Source organism: Burkholderia sp. BCC1640 (genome assembly GCF_902833125.1).
Taxonomy (GTDB): domain Bacteria; phylum Pseudomonadota; class Gammaproteobacteria; order Burkholderiales; family Burkholderiaceae; genus Burkholderia; species Burkholderia diffusa.
The window spans coordinates 1-17,100 of record NZ_CADFEF010000031.1; the positions used below are offsets into that span (position 1 = coordinate 1).

Sequence of the window (17,100 nt, forward strand, 5' to 3'; positions counted from 1 at the left end):
AAGCCGAAGGACATCCGCTTCGGCGACAACCTGCCGAAGACGCGCTCGGGCAAGATCATGCGGCGCCTGTTGCGCTCGCTCGCCAAGGGCGAGGCGATCACGCAGGACACGTCCACGCTCGAGAACCCGGCGATCCTCGAGCAGCTCGGCCAGCCACTCTGAACGACGGGGCCGGCATCGGCCGGCCCTACCCAACCTCTTCGACGCACGCGCGTTCGGGCGCCCATCCCCGCCATGAACGCGTCGCATGCGGCCGACACCCGGCCACGCACGTGCGTTCCGCCGCGCCCCATCCTGCGTATGCGGCCCGCGCACCGGACACCGCTTGTCGGATGTCCAGCGCATTCCCCGTTCGATGCATCGACGTACAACAACACTGGAGACACCCAATGAAAAGCAGAATCGTGATCGGTTGCGCCGCGCTGGCGGGCGCGATGGTGGGCAGCAGCGCCTTCGCGCAGAGCAGCGTGACGCTGTACGGCAACCTCGACGCCGCGTTGCTGTATACGAGCAAGACGCTCGACGCCGCCACCGGCGCGAACGCCGGCCATCAGTTCGCGATGACCGACACCGGCATGACGCCCACGACGTTCGGGATGACCGGCACCGAGGATCTCGGCGGCGGCCTCAAGGCGAAATTCCAGCTCGAAAGCGGCTTTGCCGTCACCAATGGCGCGTTCGCCCATTCGAACGGCAACTTCTTCGGCCGCCAGGCGTGGGTCGGGCTCGACGGCGGCTTCGGCACGGTCAAGGCCGGCGTGCAGTACTCGCCGTTCCTGCTCGCGATCTTCGATTCGGATCCGCGCAGCTTCTCGCACTTCGGTAGCGGGCTGATCAACTACGTCGACAACGTGCTGGTGACGGGCCTGTTCAACCCGAACGCCGTGTCGTACACCAGCCCGACGATCGCCGGCCTCACCGGCAGCGCGATGTTCGCGTTCGGCGGCAAGGCAGGCGACTTCCAGGCCGGCCGCCAGTATTCGGCGAGCCTCAAGTACGAACATGAGGGCTTCATGATCGACGCCGCGTTCTACGACGGCAACGACGGCACCAACCCGACGCCGACGCCGAGCACCGTCGCGTTCGTCGGGCGCACGATCGGCGCCGCGTACCGCTTCGGCCCGGTCACCGCGAAGGCATCGTTCACGAGTTACAAGGGCGGCGGATCGTTCAGCAACAACGTGTATGGCGGCGGCCTCGATTACCAGGCCACGCCCGCCGTCGACCTGAACGGCGGCGTCTGGTTCACCAGCGATCGCAACGACACCGCCAATCACTCGCTGCTCGCAGCCGTCGGCACGACCTACAGCCTGTCGAAGGCAACCGCGCTGTACGCGCAAGTCGCGATGGTCAACAACCACGGTGCGATGAACACCGGGCTCGGGATCAACAACGCGCTTTACGCGGTCACCGGCACGACCGTCGGCGCGAACGTCGGGATCCGCCACATGTTCTGATGCGCAAGCGGCGGTTCAAGTGCCGAATCGCCGCCGCCGTGTATTCGCAGTCCGAATTATATTGCACCGACTTCGGCACGCGAATATGCGTCTGGATTCGGTGCGACTTCCATCGCGTGCATCCGTACGCGATGCATCGCCGATCCCATGCCCGCACGATCCGCCACCGGCAAGATCAACGCCCGGTATAGACCGCCATCGACGCGGCCCGGACCGCCATCTGCCGAACCTGCTGTTACCCGGAGTTGCCCAGCTGCGCCATCCGTGTCGTTTTCGACCGATTTCCGGGCGCATGACCGATAGTCAGCGTTTCCCGTTTCTCTACACTGCTTCACACCAGCACACACCTGCCGGATGTCGCGTGACGCGCGCCGCATCACCGACATCACGGCGATCCCGAGACAACCGCCTTCGTCCCCGACGGTTCCGAATCCGCTCGGCCAGCCGAAGGCTTCTCCAGGAGCGTTCTTTGAGTTCATCGCAAGCGCACCCCGCGAAAGCCCGGTCTTCGCGCAAGTCCCTCAAGCTGGACGACATCACGATCGTCGACCCTGCCGTCCTGAAGCGTGCGGTCGGAGCCATGGCGTTCGGCAATGCGATGGAATGGTTCGACTTCGGCGTCTACAGCTATATCGCCGTCACGCTCGGCAAGGTGTTCTTCCCGTCCAGCAGCCCGTCCGCGCAGCTGCTCGCGACCTTCGGCACGTTCGCCGCCGCGTTCCTCGTGCGCCCGCTCGGCGGCATGGTGTTCGGCCCGCTCGGCGACCGCATCGGCCGCCAGCGCGTGCTCGCCGCCACCATGATCATGATGGCCGTCGGCACCTTCGCGATCGGCCTGATCCCCAGCTACACGTCGATCGGCATCATGGCGCCGATACTGCTGCTCGTCGCCCGTCTCGTGCAGGGCTTCTCGACCGGCGGCGAATACGGCGGCGCCGCCACCTTCATCGCCGAGTTCTCGACCGACAAGCGCCGCGGCTTCATGGGCAGTTTCCTCGAGTTCGGCACGCTGATCGGTTATGTGATGGGCGCCGGCGTCGTCGCGCTGCTCACCGCGTCGCTGTCGCAGGAAGCGCTGCTGTCGTGGGGCTGGCGTGTGCCGTTCTTCATCGCCGGTCCGTTGGGCCTCGTCGGCCTGTACATCCGGATCAAGCTCGAGGAGACGCCCGCGTTCAAGAAGGAAGCCGAAGCGCGCGAAGCGGACGAACGATCGCGCCCGAAACAGTCGTTCGGCACGCTGCTCGTCGAACAGTGGAGGCCACTGCTCCAGTGTGTCGGTCTCGTGCTGATCTTCAACGTGACCGACTACATGGCGCTGTCGTATCTGCCCAACTACCTGTCGGCGACGCTGCACTTCAACGAAACGCACGGCCTGTTCATGGTGCTGCTCGTGATGGTGCTGATGATGCCGATGACGCTTTACGCCGGGCATCTGTCGGACCGGCTCGGCCGCAAGCCGGTGATGATGTTCGGCTGCGTCGGCCTGCTCGTGCTGTCGGTGCCCGCGCTGCTGCTGATCCGCTCCGGCGAGATGCTGTCGGTCTTCGGCGGGATGCTGATCTACGGTACGCTGCTGTCGACCTTCACCGGCGTGATGCCGTCGGCGCTGCCCGCGCTGTTCCCGACGAGGATCCGCTACGGCGCGCTCGCGATCGGCTTCAACGTGTCAGTGTCGCTGTTCGGCGGCACAACGCCGCTCGTCACCGCATGGCTCGTCGATCGCACCGGCGACCTGATGATGCCGGCCTACTACCTGATGGGCGCGTCGTTCATCGGCATCGTGTCGGTGCTCGCGCTGCGCGAAACCGCACGGCGGCCGCTGCCCGGCTCCGCGCCGTGTGTCGCGAGCCGCGCGGAAGCGCAGGACCTGATTCGCCGCGGCGTTGACGAGGGGCGCGTGCGCGACCGCAAGTTCACGCCGGTCGGCGAACGCGCGTAATGCAGTGATGCAGTAACGCAAGTCGTTGCGACGCCGCGCGGCGCCCGCCGCCGGCATCGCGTACGGTGCTCAGCCCGCCGCGAGCTGCTGTTCGTCGAACCAGTCGAGCAGCGTCCGCGTGACGAACGCGGGATTCTCCAGACTCGAGATGTGGCCGGCATCCGGCACCAGCGCATGGTGGCAACCGATCACGCCCGCCATCTTCACCGTCTCCGACGGCGGGCGCGCCATGTCGCCCGCGCCGCACATCAGCAGCGTGCGCTCGGCATCCAGTTCGGCGAGTGCGGCCAGCGTATCCGGTCGCCCGAAGATCAGCCGGCCGAGCGGGACGATCGACTGACGCAGCCGGTCGGACGGCAGGTTCGCGAGCGCGGCGCGAAACGCGGTCGGCACCGGGTCGGCAAGGTTCACGTCCGGCCGGAAGAACAGCGGCACGATCGCATCGAGCAGCGGCGGCACGATACAACCGGCGGCGTCGATGGCGTCGAGCATTCCGAAGTAACGCAACCGCGTCGCGTCGGGTTCGGCCTCCAGCGATGCATCCATCAGCACCAGCGAGCGCACGCGCCGCGGTTCGCGCAACGCGAGCCGCGCGCCCCACATCCCGCCGACGCTCAGCCCCACGACCGCGCACTGCTCGATCTCGAGCGCATCGAGCAATGCGCTCGCATGAGCGGCGAGGTCGTCGAGCGTCTGGGTGCCGTCGGGCAGCGGGTCGGACGCGCCATGCCCCCACAGGTCCGGCACGATCACGCGATAGCGGCTCGATAGCGCGTCGATCTGCGGCGCCCACATCGCCGAATCCCACAGGTAGCTGTGTCCAAGCAGCACCGGAAAGCCGGCGCCGTGATCCTGGTAATGCAGGGTGCTGCCATGAACAATGTGTGCGGGCATGTCGTCTCCGGATGTCAATGCGATCGGCGGCGGCCCAGAAACGGGCGCCGCGATCCGCGGCGTTCTGCGACGAACGCGAAGCGGCGAATCATCGCACAGGTTGCCGCACGGCGTGTGACCGCCGCCGTGCGACCGGGACGACGCCGAACACCGGAATGCCGCGGCTGTCGCCGTTCGAGACATACGCTTACGTCGCCGCATGCGCGAGCGATGCGGCCAACGCGAATGCGGCGGCCGCGACGGCGCGCCATGCTCTTTTCATGTCGATGTGAATTTGCCGTGCGTGAAGCACACCGTAGACGTGACCGCGGCGCCGGATAACCTCGGTCGTCCGGCGCCGCGACGGGCGAAACGCGCGATCAGAACACCGCGTGCCCGCTGATGAGGCTCGGCAGCCAGGTGGAGAAGAACGGCATGTACGTGACGATGTTGATCGCACTGAAGATCGCGAGGTAATACGGCCACGCCATCTTCGTCGTCTCGCCGATCGACACGTTGCCGATCGCGCAGCCGACGAACTGCACCGAACCGATCGGCGGATGAACGAGGCCGAGCGAGCAGTTCAGCAGCAGCATGATCCCGAACTGCACCGGCCCGACGCCGCATGCCATCGCGATCGGCAGGAACAGCGGCGTCGTGATCAGGATGTGCGCGGCCATGTCGACGAACGTGCCGAGGAACACCTGGATGATGTTGATGTACAGCAGCATCAGCCAAGGCGCCGCGGTCGACTGCTTCAGCAGCCCCTCGATCGCATCCGGAATCTCCAGGTACGACATCTGGAAGCGCAGCATGTTCGACACGGCGATCAGCAGCAGCACGACGCCCGTCGTGCGCGCCGCATGCGACAGCGCGCGGCGCAGTTTCTCGACGGTCAGCGTGCGGTACACGATCGCGGTCAGCACGAGCGAATACACGACGGCGATCGCGGCCGCTTCCGTCGCGGTGGCGATCCCCTTCGCGACGCACACGAGGATGATCGCGATCACCATCAGGCCCGGCACCGCGCCGACGAAGCTGCGCAGCACCGCATACCAGCCCGGGAACGCCGGCAGCGCGGACGATCCGTCTTCACGGCGCGGATAGCCGTGACGCACGGCCTGCCAGTACGCGGCGGCGAGCACGAAGCCCATCACCCACAGCACGGGCAGAAGGCCGGAGAACAGCAGGTCGCCGATCGACACGCCGCTCACCTGCTGGCCATGCAGCATCCCCGTGATCCCCTGCGCGGCGAACGCGTAGATGATCATGTTGGTCGACGTCGGCATCAGCGCGCCGGCGAGCGACGCGTGGGTCGTCACGTTGACCGCGTAGGCCGCGCTGTAGCCTTCGCGCTTCATCAGCGGAATCACCACGCCGCCCATCGCCGACGTATCGGCGGTCGGCGAGCCGGACACGCCGCCGAACAGCGTGCACGCGACGACGTTGGCCATCCCGAGGCCGCCGCGGAAGTGGCCGACGGTCGCCTGCGCGAAACGCAGGATCCGGTCCGCGATGCCGCCGTGCAGCATCAGCTCGCCGGAGAAGATGAAGAACGGCACCGCGAGGAACGAGAACGCATTCATTCCCGAGATCATCGACTGCATCGCGGTCGCGATCGGCAGCCCTTCGACCATATAGGTCAGCACGCAGGCAATTCCGAGCGCGAACGAAACGGGCACGCCGAGCACGAGGAAAAGCAGAAAACTGACGGACAGGATCGCGAGTTCCATGACGTTATTGGCCCGACGAAGAACGACGAAGCGCGAGCAGGTGCTCGAGCGAGAAGAGGATGATGGCGATCGCCGCGGGAATCGTGATCAGGTAGCGCACGCCCTCGGGCAGCCCGATGATCGGAATGCGGTCGCCCATCGTCTCGGCGGCCATGCTGCCGCAGCCGACCATGATCGCGATCGCGAACGCGATCAGGCTCAGGTGCTGGATCGCGATCACCACGGTGCGCGCGCACGGCGACAAGCGCCGCACGAGCGAGTCGAGGCCGATGTGGCCGCCGTCGCGCACCTTCATCGCGGCGCCGAACATCGCGATCACGATCACCAGCAGCAGCGCGATCGGCTCGACGAAATCGGGCGCGTTCTCGAACACGTAGCGCATCACGACCGCGTAGAACACCAACACCGTGAGCGCCGCGAGACACAGCGACGCGACCACGGCCAGTGCGCGGAACAGCAGGTCGTTCACGCAACGCAGGAGCGGCGCGGCCGCGCGCGGCCGGCACGATGTCGCACCGTCCGCGGCGGCCGCATCCGGCGAGCCCACGGCGGCCGCGCCGTTCAGGGAAGTGCGACGGGTCACTTGGTTGCCTCGATCTCGTCGACGATCTGCTTCATCTGCGGCGTCTTCTCGTACTTCGCCCACAGCGGCTGCATCGCCTTCACGAACGCCGCGCGGTCGACCTGCGCGGCCGGCAGGATCTTTGCGCCGCCCTTCGTCACCGTCTGCTGCGCCGACGCCTCGCGCGCGGTCCACAGCTTCTGGTAATACGGCACCGAATCGGCCGCGGCCTTCCTGATCGCGGCCTGTTCCTGCGGCGACAGCGTGTCCCAGATCTTCTTCGAGAACACCAGCACTTCCGGCGTCATCGCGTGCTGCGTCTCAGAGTAGTCGGGCGCTACTTCGAAGTGCTTGGTTTCCTCGTACGACGGCAGGTTGTTTTCCGCCGCGTCGACGAGGCCCGTCTTCAGGCCCGTGTAGACCTCGGCGAACGGCATCGGCGTCGGCGTGCCGCCCATCGCCCGGATCTCGTCGACCATCAGGTCGGATGGTTGCACACGCACCTTCAGCCCCTTCATGTCGGCGGGCGTGCGCACCGGGCGCTTCGCGTAGATCGAGCGCGCGCCGCTCTCGTAGAACGTCAGCGCGATCATCCCCTTCGCCGCGAACGCGTCGAGAATCTTCTGGCCGGCCGGGCCGTACATCGCCTTGCGGAAATGGTCGACGTCGCGGAACAGGAACGGGAACGACGGAATCAGCGATTCCGGCACGATCTCGTTGAACGACGCGCCGTTCACGCGCGCCATGTCGATCGCGCCGATCCGCACCTGGTCGACCGTGTCCTTCTCGGAGCCGAGCGCGCTGTTGCCGAACACCTTGATCGAGTCCTTGCCGCCCGTCAGCTTCGACAGCTCGTCGCCCATGTACTTGACCGCCATATTGGTCGGGAAGCTGTCGCCGTGCACGTCCGCCGAGCGGAACACGCGGGCCTGCGCAGACACCGCGAAGCCGGCCATCAGTGCGACGGCCAGTGCGTTACGGGAGCGGGTGAATCGGTGCTTCATCGTCAGTCTCCTTGCTGGTTGCTCGTTATTTGGCAGCGATCCGGGCGGCATCCGCATGCATCGACGTACGGCCCTTCGAGGAATCGCAGTCATACGTTGTATGATGTGTCGGAGCGAATGTACGGCGGTTAATCGTTTTACTCACTTGGTGCATACCCTATAACGGGCACTGGCGCGGGCTCGCGGCGGGATATGAGGCGAAGTCTTCTCTATTCGGGTGACTTTTGGCGAAACGTTTTCCGGAAATGGGTCGGCATCTGAATCGGCACGACGTTGTATCGCTTTCCCGAGATCGAACACCGGGATCCACTTCTATTTCGCAAGTTGTAGGATGACCGACCACGCGACAATCGCTGCCGCGCGACTCCAGGTCTCGAGGATCAACCGGATGCGAACCTCACGCTTCGCAACGTGGCTCGATGTGGGCGCCGTCGTTGTAACGACGATGCGATGACGACTTTCGGCATACGGACCGGCGCCCACACGCATGCAGTCGCCGCGGGCACGCGCGATGCGTGCTCGCGGCGACATCGAAAATGCGAAAGGAGGTATGCGATGCAGACGACCAGAATGTCGGCAGGGCCGAATCAGGACACACCGCTGAATCCGGGCGACGAAGGGCCGCCCGATGCGCCGGGCGTGGGCGAGGACCTGTGCGGCGTGTGCCGCGGCACGGGCATGGTCGAAGGACAGCCGTGCACGGTGTGCGGCGGAACGGGCAAGGTGCTACAGGGTATCGGCGGCGGGTAGGCGAACGTCACGCATGCAGGCCCGTTGCCGCGATGCCCAGACGGGCCGCGCCTCGCACGCGATCGCGCCTCGATGCCGGAATCCGCTGCAACGCGGTGTTCGCAGCGTCCTGGCCGGACGCGCGCTCAACGACCGAGGCGTCGATCGCGCAGAAACGCGTTCAGCTCGCCGCCCGCATGCTCGATATGCCGCTTGAGAAGCGATGCCGCCGCGCGCGCATCGCCCTTGCGGCACAACGCGACCAGTTCGGCGTGTTCGGATTCGGCCACGTCGCGCGCGGCCTCGGACAGCGACAACTGCACGCGCGTGTAGCGGTCGGTCTGCTGCAGCAGCGACGCGACGATCGCCGCCGTCTTCGGCTGGTCGGCGCGCGACAGCAGCAGATGATGCAGTTCGGTGTTCAGTTCGCCCCAGCGCCCGGACTGGCTCGCATGCAGCACCTCGCTGTATTCCTCGAGGATCGCATCGAGCCGCGCGAAATCCTCGGCGGTCAGCTTCGGAATTGACTTCTTCAGCAGCACGGGTTCCAGCAGCGCGCGCAGTTCGAACAGTTCGGTGATGTCTTCCGGGGACAGTTCCGAAACGATCGCCCCCTTGTGGGGCAGGATCTTGACGAGCCCCTCGCTCTCGAGCTGCACGAGCGCTTCGCGCAGCGGGATCCGACTGATGCCGAGCTCGGTCGCCAGCGCATCCTGGCGAAGCTGATAGCCGTCGACATACTCCCCTGTCAGGATACGGCGGCGCAATTCGTTCGCTGCGGCTTCGGCGCGCGTGGCGTAGACAAGAGCAGGGCGTTTCTCGTTCATGTTCGGGCTGGGGAAGGCGGTCAGGCAGGATGCCGGCGCAGCGGCGGATATTGCATATTTTCTACAATATTAGCAGAGCGCCCGTGTCGTCGAACCGCCCCCGCATGGGGCTTCACGCTGTCGCGCCCTTCGTTCGCCCGCCTGCGGATGTCGGGTACCGCCCCACTGCACCCAGCACGACTCAACACCCCAGCGACAAGCAACGATCAGAGATCGCCGCGCACTTCACCGGTTCCCAGCGCGCTCCGCTGCCGATTGACTTCCGCCCACAGCTCATCGCTATCGTCATCGCGCAGCAGGACCATGCAGTCCAGTTGATCGTCGGTCACGCCGAAGTATTCCAGGATTTCCCGGCGAACCGCATCGACGAACTCCGCGTATTCCGGGGTCGCCTGGGCCTGCGCGTGCAGCGCATCGTATGCTGCATCGTCCGCCCCGCCGCCGTGCTCATCGATATAGCGCGTGATCCACCGGTCTCGCTCGCGGTCGTAATCGGCCTCGGCGCGCATCGCTTGCACCGCCGTGTAGAAATCCAATTGGGCAAATGCGGCGATCGCCGCCGTTGTCGCCTGGTCGAACGTAGTCGTCATTCCATCTCTCATGTTGGTCACGGCACATCATCGCATGGGTCGCACCCGGACAGGCGCCGCGAATTCGGACGATGCAACGCGCCGCCTGACGCCGACGTTTGGCCCGTGCGCCTTCGCACCCGTTCAACGGCCGTATCGCCGTCTCGGGCCTCTGCCCCGCAAGTGTGTCAACTCATCGTCCTCGATGGGAATGACCGTTTAGTGATGCAGATTCAATCCAATTAGCCATCGATTCATGAAGCAGTCGATCGAAGAACATCCCCCGAAGACGGCACCGATCGCGGTCGAGTTCCGCGTTCGCAAAACCGGTCGCCCACCAGGACTCACGGGCGCAGCCCGAACATGCCGTGCCACAGAGCGCGGAAAAAGTCCGTATGCGCGTGTTCGTCACTCCTTCGCGCGTCGCTCTCTGACGCTTGCGCCGATGCCGCCTGCGTCGCCCTCTCGTCGCATTGCGGCATCTGCTCATCATGCTGTCCGTCCCGCGATGCACCAGGCTGGCGCGACGCATGCAGCTCGACCACGCTGTCGGCAATGCGCTCGGCGAGTTGAACATCGCAATCGCGGCCGAGCAGAACACCGAACACGACGTCGCGGTTGTGCCCTTGCTCGGCGAAGCGCATCGCCCATGCCACGAACTGCGCATATTCCGCTTCGCGCTCCGCCTTCAGGCGCTCCTCTTCTTCGCGAAGCCGTGCGTGACGGAGCATTTCCTCTGCGTAAACGGTGTCGTAGACGCGGCGCAGCTCCGGATTCGAGAGAATCGCGTATGCCTCCTTGATCTCCTGAAATCGCGCATGCGCGTCCGCTTCGCACCCGACGTTGCGGTCGGGATGCGCTTTCATCGCCGCCTTTCGGTAGCCGCGCTTGATTTCCTCGTCGGTGGCGTTCTCGCACACACCGAGCAATTCATACATTGTCGTCATCGTGCGTCGGGATGAAAGTCGGATCGCGTTGATCGTAGCATGTCGCCGCAACGCCAATTTGTCGGGTTGAGAATTCACCAGATGCTGAACACCCTGAGTGCAGGTCGGGAGCACTTTGGTGGATGACGAGATCCGAATCATTCACATCGGAACGTCCGTTTGCCAACCGGAGCGGTCGCTCGAGTATCCGAATGAGCATGCAGGCTGACGGCGCTTCCTGGCCGGCAAACGTCACCGTCATATAGAATGATGCGCTTTGCCCGCACGCCTATGTGGTTCAAGAATCTTCAGCTTCATCGTCTTCCGGCACCGTGGGCCGTTACCCCCGATCAGATGGAAGCATGGTTGGCGCCTCACGCGTTTCAGCCGGGCACCAGCGTCGAGATGCAGCGCGTCGGATGGGCGTCGCCGCGTGACGACGGCGCGCTCGTGTATTCGATCAACCGGCAGATGCTGCTGACGTTTCGTGCCGAAAAGAAGCTGCTCCCGGCCTCGGTCGTCAATCAGGTGACCAAGGCCCGCGCGCTTGAAGTCGAGGAGCAGCAGGGCTTCAAGGTCGGACGAAAACAGCTGCGCGAACTCAAGGAGCAGGTCACCGACGAACTGCTGCCGCGCGCGTTCACCATTCGCCGCGATACCCGCGTATGGATCGATACGGTGAACGGCTGGCTCGTCATCGATGCGGCTGCACAGGCGCTCGCCGACGACGTCCGCAGCCTGCTCGTCAAATCGATCGATCAATTGCCGCTCGCCGGCGTTCAAGTGGCGCTTTCGCCGGTCGCCGCGATGACGGATTGGCTGCTGTCCGGCGACGCGCCGGGCGGATTCACCGTGGACCAGGACGCCGAGTTGCGCTCGAGCGGCGAAGGCGGCGCCACGGTGCGATACGTCGGCCACGCGCTGGAAGCGAACGACATGCGCCGGCACATCGAGGCCGGCAAACAATGCATGCGCCTCGCGATGACCTGGGATGACCGGATCTCCTTCGTGCTGACACCGTCGCTGACGATCAAGCGTGTCACGCCGCTCGACGTGATCAAGGAAGCAACAGATCCGACCGCGCAAAACGACGAGGAACGCTTCGACTCGGACGTCACTCTGATGACGGGTGAATTGGGGCGGATGTTGACCGATCTTGTCGATATCCTGGGCGGTGATCGAGACGACGCGATTCATCAGGCGGCAGCAGCCTGAACCCCGTCGACTGTCGAAAATCATCGCCCCGCGGCGGCAAGGTTTTGCCCTGACGCGACATGTCGAGCAGGACCGTCGCCGCGCCGGCGCGGGTCGCGGCTGCGCGCTCGCGATCCATAGGAAACCGGAGCAATTCCTGAAAGCGGCGGCGATCGTCAAGGGCTCCAGGCAATTCGTAGAAGGCCACTGACCGTCTTCCCCGCCCTCCCCCGGGAATCCGCGATGAACCGAAAAAAAGCCACCCTCGCGGGTGGCTTCGGTGCGTTCAAGCAGGCTTCGGTCGCATACGTCACGCGTGGGTCCGTCGGCTTGCCTCGGCGTCGACGTCGCGCAGCGACTTGCCGCGCGTTTCCTTCGCGAGGCCCACGCATACGATCGAGATCGCCGCCGCCGCGACCAGATACAACGCGATCGGCGTCGAGGAATGATAACGCTCGAGCAACGACAGCCCGATCAACGGCGCGAGCGAGCCCGCCATCAGCGGCGCGACCTGATAGCACAGCGACAGCGCGGTATAGCGCACGTTGGTCGGGAACATCTCGGTCATCAGCGCCGAGTACGGCGAGTAGGTCATCGATTCGATGAACAGGCCGAGCACGATCGCGGCCATGATGATCCAGTCGTTGCCGGTGTCCATCATCGGGAACGCGACGAAGCCCCAGCCCGCGGTCAGCACCGCGCCGGTCAGGTACACGGGCTTGCGGCCGACGAGGTCCGACATCAGCCCCATCAGCGGAATGAAGAAGAAGTGGATCGCGTTGGCGGCGAACATCAGCTTCAGGATCCGTGTGGTATCGAAGCCGACGACCAGCTTCAGGTACGTCAGCGAAAACGTGACGACCATGTAGTACAGGATGTTTTCGGCGAAACGCGCGCCGATACCGATCAGCACCTGCCGCCAGTGGTACTTCAGCACGTGCCCCACGCCGAGCTGCTTTTCCTGCTTCTGCGCGCGGCGCGCCTGCGCTTCCTTGAAGATCGGCGCATCGTCGACCTTGCGGCGAATCCAGAAACCGATCAGCACGACCACCGCCGAGAACCAGAACGCCGCGCGCCAGCCCCACGCCAGGAAGTCGGCCTCGGACAGCGAGCTCGACAGCACCAGCAGGATGATCGTCGCGACCAGGTTGCCGGCCGGCACGCCGGCTTGCGGCCAGCTGGCCCAGTAGCCGCGGCGGTTGTCCGGGCTGTGCTCGCTGACCAGCAGGATCGCACCGCCCCACTCGCCGCCGAACGCGAAGCCCTGAATCAGGCGCAGCGACACCAGCAGCACCGGCGCCCAGTAGCCGATCGCATCGAAGGTCGGCAGGCAGCCCATCAGGAACGTCGTGATGCCGACCACGATCAGGCTGACCTGCAGCAGGTATTTGCGGCCGAACTTGTCGCCGTAATAGCCGAACACCAGCCCGCCGATCGGGCGCGCGGCGAATCCCACCGCATACAGCGCGAACGCCGCGAGCAGGCCGTCGATCGGGTTGCCCGTCTTCTTGAAGAAATGCGTGCCGAACACCAGCGCCGACGCCGTTCCATACAGGAAGAACTCGTACCACTCCGCCACCGACCCGACCATCGACGCCGCGACGACCCGCTTCAATTCCCGTTTCGATGCCGTGTCCTGCACGGTCGCCACACCACCAGGCGAAACTGCCTCGCCGACCTGACTTGTCATCTCCGTATCTCCTCTCGTTATTTTCCATTTCCCTTGACGGGCCGGTTCGCGGGTAAGCGCGCCGAAAGATTTTATACAATATCCAATACACAATCCAAGCAATCTCAAAAATTCCTTCGGCGGAAATGCGACACGTCGGCGGTCGTTCAGAGAGTCATCGGAGCAAGCGGATTTCGGTCAGATGAAAGCGCGACGGGAACAGCTTGCGCAACGTTGGTCCGGCTTTACGGACCATCGTGCGGCGCCAGGACCCGCATCGCGCCGACTTCGCCGGAATCGCCCCACCATCCTCGCCAGAGGCCGGCGCGCAGGGGTTCGCCGCCCGCCCCGCTGCCCCGGAACGACACCTTCGTCATGCCCTTTTTATTTTATATTGTATAAAATATGCGAACTGGCTAGAATGCACTCGTCGATGGCTGACTCTCGGGCGAAACCGGAGGCAACGTTTCGGCACCGAGGCAAACAAGAGGTGGCCAGCCGCCGTCCGGATCACGTGAAGCACCGACGAGACGGCGAGCGCGCGTACCGCCCACGTTGCCAGCAATGGCAGTTGACCCTATCTGAATGTGAGGAAACGAGATGAGCGACAACATTTTTACCGGCACCATTCCGGCCCTGATGACGCCGTGTACCGCTGACCGTCAGCCGGATTTCGATGCGCTGGTGAAGAAGGGCAAGGAGCTGGTGGCACTCGGCATGCGCGCGGTGGTGTACTGCGGCTCGATGGGCGACTGGCCGCTGCTGACCGAAGCGCAGCGCCAGGAAGGCGTCGCGCGCCTGGTCGAAGCCGGCGTCCCGACGATCGTCGGCACCGGCGCGGTGAACTCGAAGGAAGCCGTGTCGCACGCGGCGCATGCCGCGAAGGTCGGCGCGCACGGCCTGATGGTAATCCCGCGCGTGCTGTCGCGCGGCGCATCGCCGGCCGCGCAGAAGGCACACTTCGCCGCAATCCTGAACGCCGCGCCGAACCTGCCGGCCGTGATCTACAACAGCCCGTACTACGGCTTCGCGACCCGTGCCGACCTGTTCTTCGAACTGCGTCGCCAGCACCCGAACCTGATCGGCTTCAAGGAATTCGGCGGTGCCGCCGACATGCGTTACGCAGCCGAGAACATCACGTCGCAGGACGACAGCGTGACGCTGATGGCCGGCGTCGACACGCAAGTCTTCCACGGCTTCGTGAACTGCGGCGCCGCGGGCGCGATCACCGGCATCGGCAACGCGCTGCCGCGCGAAGTGCTGCAACTCGTCGACCTGTGCAAGAAGGCCGCGCAAGGCGATGCGGTGGCACGCGTACGTGCGAAGGAACTGGAAGCGGCGCTGGCCGTGCTGTCGTCGTTCGACGAAGGCTGCGACCTGGTCCTGTTCTACAAGCACCTGATGGTGCTGAACGGCGACAAGGAATACACGCTGCACTTCAACGAAACCGACGCACTGAGCGACGCGCAACGCAACTACGCGGAAGCGCAGTACACGCTGTTCCGCAACTGGTATGCGAACTGGTCGAAGAGCATCGCGTAAGCGCGCTCGCACGATGGAGTGCGATACGCGGCCGTGACACGGCTGCGTGATCGAGAAGAAAAGCCACGGAGCCCTCCGTGGCTTTTTTCTTGTTCATGCCCCGCCCCGAAGCAACGCGCACGCACGTGCTCGTCAGGCCCCCGCCGCATCAGTGTTGCTGCACGGCCGCGCCACTCGCGCGCTCCTGTTCCGTGATTTCCGTGCGGCAACGGCCGATCGCATGCAACGCACCGGCCGCGACGAGCGCCGGCACCGCGAGCAGGCTGAACACATCGCCGAAGCGCCAGCCGAGCCCCATCAGCAGCGCGCCGGCGAACGCGCCGGCCACGCCGCCGATCCGTCCGATGCCGAGCATCCAGGCCACGCCCGTCGCGCGGCAACCCGTCGGATACAGGCTCGCCGCATAGGCCGACATCGACGTCACCGCGCTGGTTACCACGGTGCCGCACAGGAAGATCAACGTGCCGAGCCACGCGGCATGCCCGATCGTGCGGCTCGCCACGAGCACCAGCAGCGCAGCCACGACATACGCGAACACGATCGTCCGGTTCGGATTGAAGCGATCCATCAGCCATCCGACACCGAGGTTGCCGAGCACACCGCCCAGCGGGAACAGGGACGTCATCAGCGCGCCGCCTTCGGCGCTGAAGCCCGCATCGCGAAGCAGCGTCGGCATCCAGTTGGTCAGCAGGTAATAGATCAGCAGCCCCATGAAGTAGGCCGCCCACAGCATCAGGGTGCGCGAACGAAACTGCGCGGACAGCACCTGCGCGAGCGCGGACGCCCCGCCGGCCTGCGGGCGCGCGCCGGCGGCAACGAAGGTACAGTCGTCGAAGCGCTCGTTCGGCGCGATCCGTGCGAGGATGCGCGCGATGCGCGCATGCGTGCCCGGTCGTGCCGCGAGATACTGCGCCGACTCGGGCAGCAGCATCACGAGCGCGACCGCCAGCGCGATCGGTCCGATGCCGCCCGCGGTCAGTACGCTTTGCCAGCCGAAGTGCGGAATCAGCCATGCCGACGTGATGCCACCCACCGCGAGCCCGCACGAGAAGCCGCAGAACATCGCGTTGACGGCCACGCCACGAATCCGGGCCGGCGCATACTCCGCCATCAGCGTGACGGCGTTCGGCATCGCCGCGCCGAGGCCGAGCCCGGTCAGAAAGCGAAAGGCGGTCAGCGCCTCGATCGACTGCGCATGCGCCGACACCATGCTCCACGCACCGAAGCACACAACCGACAGCACGAGCACGGTCTTGCGGCCGAGCCGGTCCGCGCAGGGGCCGGCGGCAAGTGCGCCGATGCCGAGTCCGGCCAGCGCCGCGCTCATCACCGGGCCGAGCGCGCTGCGCGCGATGCCCCAGTCGTGCGTCAGCGCGGGCGCGATGAAGCCGATCGCGGCCGTGTCGTAGCCGTCGGCGGCCACGACCAGGAAGCACAGGATCAGGATCAGCCACTGGCAGGGGGAAAAGCGCTCGGCGTCGATGAACGACTGCACGTCGAGCGTACGCGGTTGGGTTTTCATCGTGTGTCTCCTTCAGTCCGGGCGCAAGACGGCGCTGATGCGCCGCACGCGCGCGGATATCTCCATGTTCATGTTTCGTTGTATGTCTGGCGTCCAGGCGACGTGCACAGGTCAGCCAGGCGGCGCATCGGCGGCGCCCGTCACGACCGCCACCCTCTCCACGCGAATGGCGTCCATGTCGTAACGGGGTGTCGTCGTTATGGACTCAGCGCGTCAGGTACGCGAGGCTCGGGAACTCGACGCGGCGGATGATGCGGCTTTCCTGCGCGACGATCAGATGGCCGGATGCCTGCAGATACGCGGGCCAGTCCGGATCGGCATCGCGCGCGGTGCGCCGCGCGTCGTAATCGGCGATGCTGTCGTAGCCCCACAAGTGGACGACCTGATTCAATGCGCCGATGTCGCTCATGTAGAAGCCGACGGGCGCGCCGAGATACTTCACCTGGATCGGCATCGCGAGCCGGTCGAAGATCTCGATGAACTCAGCCATGCCGCGCGGCCGGATCGTATAGATGCGATGATCGATGAATGCTTTCGCGGTAGTCATGGTGTGC

General features: G+C 65.3%; 15 protein-coding genes. 5 read left to right on the plus strand and 10 right to left on the minus strand.

The window, feature by feature from the left end; all coding sequences use genetic code 11:
- Positions 1-389 precede the first annotated feature (389 nt).
- Together HWX25_RS26885 and proP are read left to right on the plus strand one after the other, a co-directional pair.
- A complete protein-coding gene (locus HWX25_RS26885; RefSeq protein WP_175911458.1) occupies positions 390-1,457 on the plus strand; it encodes a porin in 1,068 nt (355 codons plus the stop codon).
- Positions 1,458-1,926: 469 nt separating this feature from the next.
- Positions 1,927-3,396: a glycine betaine/L-proline transporter ProP gene (proP, locus tag HWX25_RS26890; protein ID WP_175911460.1), complete on the plus strand. Its 1,470-nt coding sequence runs from the start codon at positions 1,927-1,929 to the stop codon at positions 3,394-3,396.
- Positions 3,397-3,465: 69 nt separating this feature from the next.
- On the opposite strand, the gene HWX25_RS26895 is transcribed toward proP, so the two are convergent.
- From HWX25_RS26895 to HWX25_RS26910, 4 genes are all read right to left on the minus strand, one after another.
- A complete protein-coding gene (locus HWX25_RS26895; protein ID WP_175911462.1) occupies positions 3,466-4,290 on the minus strand; it encodes an alpha/beta fold hydrolase in 825 nt (274 codons plus the stop codon).
- A 359-nt stretch (positions 4,291-4,649) separates the two neighbouring features.
- A complete protein-coding gene (locus tag HWX25_RS26900) occupies positions 4,650-6,002 on the minus strand; it encodes a TRAP transporter large permease (RefSeq protein ID WP_175911464.1) in 1,353 nt (450 codons plus the stop codon).
- Positions 6,003-6,006: 4 nt separating this feature from the next.
- Positions 6,007-6,585 (minus strand): TRAP transporter small permease, encoded by a 579-nt coding sequence (locus HWX25_RS26905; protein ID WP_175911466.1) that lies wholly within the window; start codon positions 6,583-6,585, stop codon positions 6,007-6,009.
- Positions 6,582-7,568, minus strand: a complete 987-nt coding sequence (locus tag HWX25_RS26910) for a TRAP transporter substrate-binding protein (RefSeq protein WP_059693628.1) — start codon at positions 7,566-7,568, stop codon at positions 6,582-6,584. Before HWX25_RS26910 ends, HWX25_RS26905 begins: the two co-directional genes overlap by 4 nt.
- Positions 7,569-8,123: 555 nt before the next feature.
- Here HWX25_RS26910 and HWX25_RS26915 point away from each other — a divergent pair.
- On the plus strand, positions 8,124-8,318 hold the full coding sequence (locus tag HWX25_RS26915; protein WP_059693630.1) for a hypothetical protein: 195 nt from the start codon (positions 8,124-8,126) through the stop codon (positions 8,316-8,318).
- A gap of 125 nt (positions 8,319-8,443) precedes the next feature.
- Here the strand turns inward: HWX25_RS26915 and HWX25_RS26920 are convergent, their stop codons facing one another.
- From HWX25_RS26920 to HWX25_RS26930, 3 genes are all read right to left on the minus strand, one after another.
- Positions 8,444-9,124, minus strand: a complete 681-nt coding sequence (locus tag HWX25_RS26920; RefSeq protein ID WP_059525948.1) for a GntR family transcriptional regulator — start codon at positions 9,122-9,124, stop codon at positions 8,444-8,446.
- Positions 9,125-9,330: 206 nt separating this feature from the next.
- Positions 9,331-9,714, minus strand: a complete 384-nt coding sequence (locus tag HWX25_RS26925; RefSeq protein WP_175911468.1) for an ATP-dependent protease — start codon at positions 9,712-9,714, stop codon at positions 9,331-9,333.
- Between the two features lie 323 nt (positions 9,715-10,037).
- On the minus strand, positions 10,038-10,640 hold the full coding sequence (locus tag HWX25_RS26930; protein ID WP_175911539.1) for a DnaJ domain-containing protein: 603 nt from the start codon (positions 10,638-10,640) through the stop codon (positions 10,038-10,040).
- A 270-nt stretch (positions 10,641-10,910) separates the two neighbouring features.
- Here HWX25_RS26930 and HWX25_RS26935 point away from each other — a divergent pair, with 270 nt between their 5' ends.
- The gene (locus HWX25_RS26935; protein ID WP_175911540.1) at positions 10,911-11,834 is read left to right on the plus strand and encodes a recombination-associated protein RdgC; all 924 of its coding nucleotides are present in this window, start codon (positions 10,911-10,913) and stop codon (positions 11,832-11,834) included.
- A 289-nt stretch (positions 11,835-12,123) separates the two neighbouring features.
- Here HWX25_RS26935 and abaF read toward each other — a convergent pair whose 3' ends face one another.
- Positions 12,124-13,503 (minus strand): fosfomycin efflux MFS transporter AbaF, encoded by a 1,380-nt coding sequence (gene abaF, locus HWX25_RS26940; protein ID WP_059820796.1) that lies wholly within the window; start codon positions 13,501-13,503, stop codon positions 12,124-12,126.
- 579 nt (positions 13,504-14,082) lie between these two features.
- On the opposite strand from abaF, the gene HWX25_RS26945 reads away from it, so the two are divergent.
- Positions 14,083-15,024: a dihydrodipicolinate synthase family protein gene (locus HWX25_RS26945; protein WP_059525958.1), complete on the plus strand. Its 942-nt coding sequence runs from the start codon at positions 14,083-14,085 to the stop codon at positions 15,022-15,024.
- A 148-nt stretch (positions 15,025-15,172) separates the two neighbouring features.
- On the opposite strand, the gene HWX25_RS26950 is transcribed toward HWX25_RS26945, so the two are convergent.
- Positions 15,173-16,546, minus strand: coding sequence for an MFS transporter (locus HWX25_RS26950; protein WP_175911470.1), 1,374 nt, complete (start codon positions 16,544-16,546; stop codon positions 15,173-15,175).
- Positions 16,547-16,751: 205 nt separating this feature from the next.
- Positions 16,752-17,093 carry an NIPSNAP family protein gene (locus HWX25_RS26955; protein ID WP_175911472.1) on the minus strand — a complete coding sequence of 114 codons (342 nt, stop codon included), beginning with the start codon at positions 17,091-17,093 and terminating at the stop codon, positions 16,752-16,754.
- Between the last annotated feature and the right edge of the window lie 7 nt (positions 17,094-17,100).

Excerpts from the sequence above, each read along its gene's own strand:
- HWX25_RS26885 (WP_175911458.1), top strand. The coding sequence starts at position 390 with ATGAAAAGCAGAATCGTGATCGGTTGCGCCGCGCTGGCGGGCGCGATG.
- HWX25_RS26895 (WP_175911462.1), bottom strand. The coding sequence starts at position 4,290 with ATGCCCGCACACATTGTTCATGGCAGCACCCTGCATTACCAGGATCAC.
- HWX25_RS26900 (WP_175911464.1), bottom strand. The coding sequence starts at position 6,002 with ATGGAACTCGCGATCCTGTCCGTCAGTTTTCTGCTTTTCCTCGTGCTC.
- HWX25_RS26910 (WP_059693628.1), bottom strand. The coding sequence starts at position 7,568 with ATGAAGCACCGATTCACCCGCTCCCGTAACGCACTGGCCGTCGCACTG.
- HWX25_RS26915 (WP_059693630.1), top strand. The coding sequence starts at position 8,124 with ATGCAGACGACCAGAATGTCGGCAGGGCCGAATCAGGACACACCGCTG.
- HWX25_RS26920 (WP_059525948.1), bottom strand. The coding sequence starts at position 9,124 with ATGAACGAGAAACGCCCTGCTCTTGTCTACGCCACGCGCGCCGAAGCC.
- HWX25_RS26925 (WP_175911468.1), bottom strand. The coding sequence starts at position 9,714 with ATGACGACTACGTTCGACCAGGCGACAACGGCGGCGATCGCCGCATTT.
- HWX25_RS26930 (WP_175911539.1), bottom strand. The coding sequence starts at position 10,640 with ATGACGACAATGTATGAATTGCTCGGTGTGTGCGAGAACGCCACCGAC.
- HWX25_RS26935 (WP_175911540.1), top strand. The coding sequence starts at position 10,911 with ATGTGGTTCAAGAATCTTCAGCTTCATCGTCTTCCGGCACCGTGGGCC.
- abaF (WP_059820796.1), bottom strand. The coding sequence starts at position 13,503 with ATGACAAGTCAGGTCGGCGAGGCAGTTTCGCCTGGTGGTGTGGCGACC.
- HWX25_RS26945 (WP_059525958.1), top strand. The coding sequence starts at position 14,083 with ATGAGCGACAACATTTTTACCGGCACCATTCCGGCCCTGATGACGCCG.
- HWX25_RS26950 (WP_175911470.1), bottom strand. The coding sequence starts at position 16,546 with ATGAAAACCCAACCGCGTACGCTCGACGTGCAGTCGTTCATCGACGCC.
- HWX25_RS26955 (WP_175911472.1), bottom strand. The coding sequence starts at position 17,093 with ATGACTACCGCGAAAGCATTCATCGATCATCGCATCTATACGATCCGG.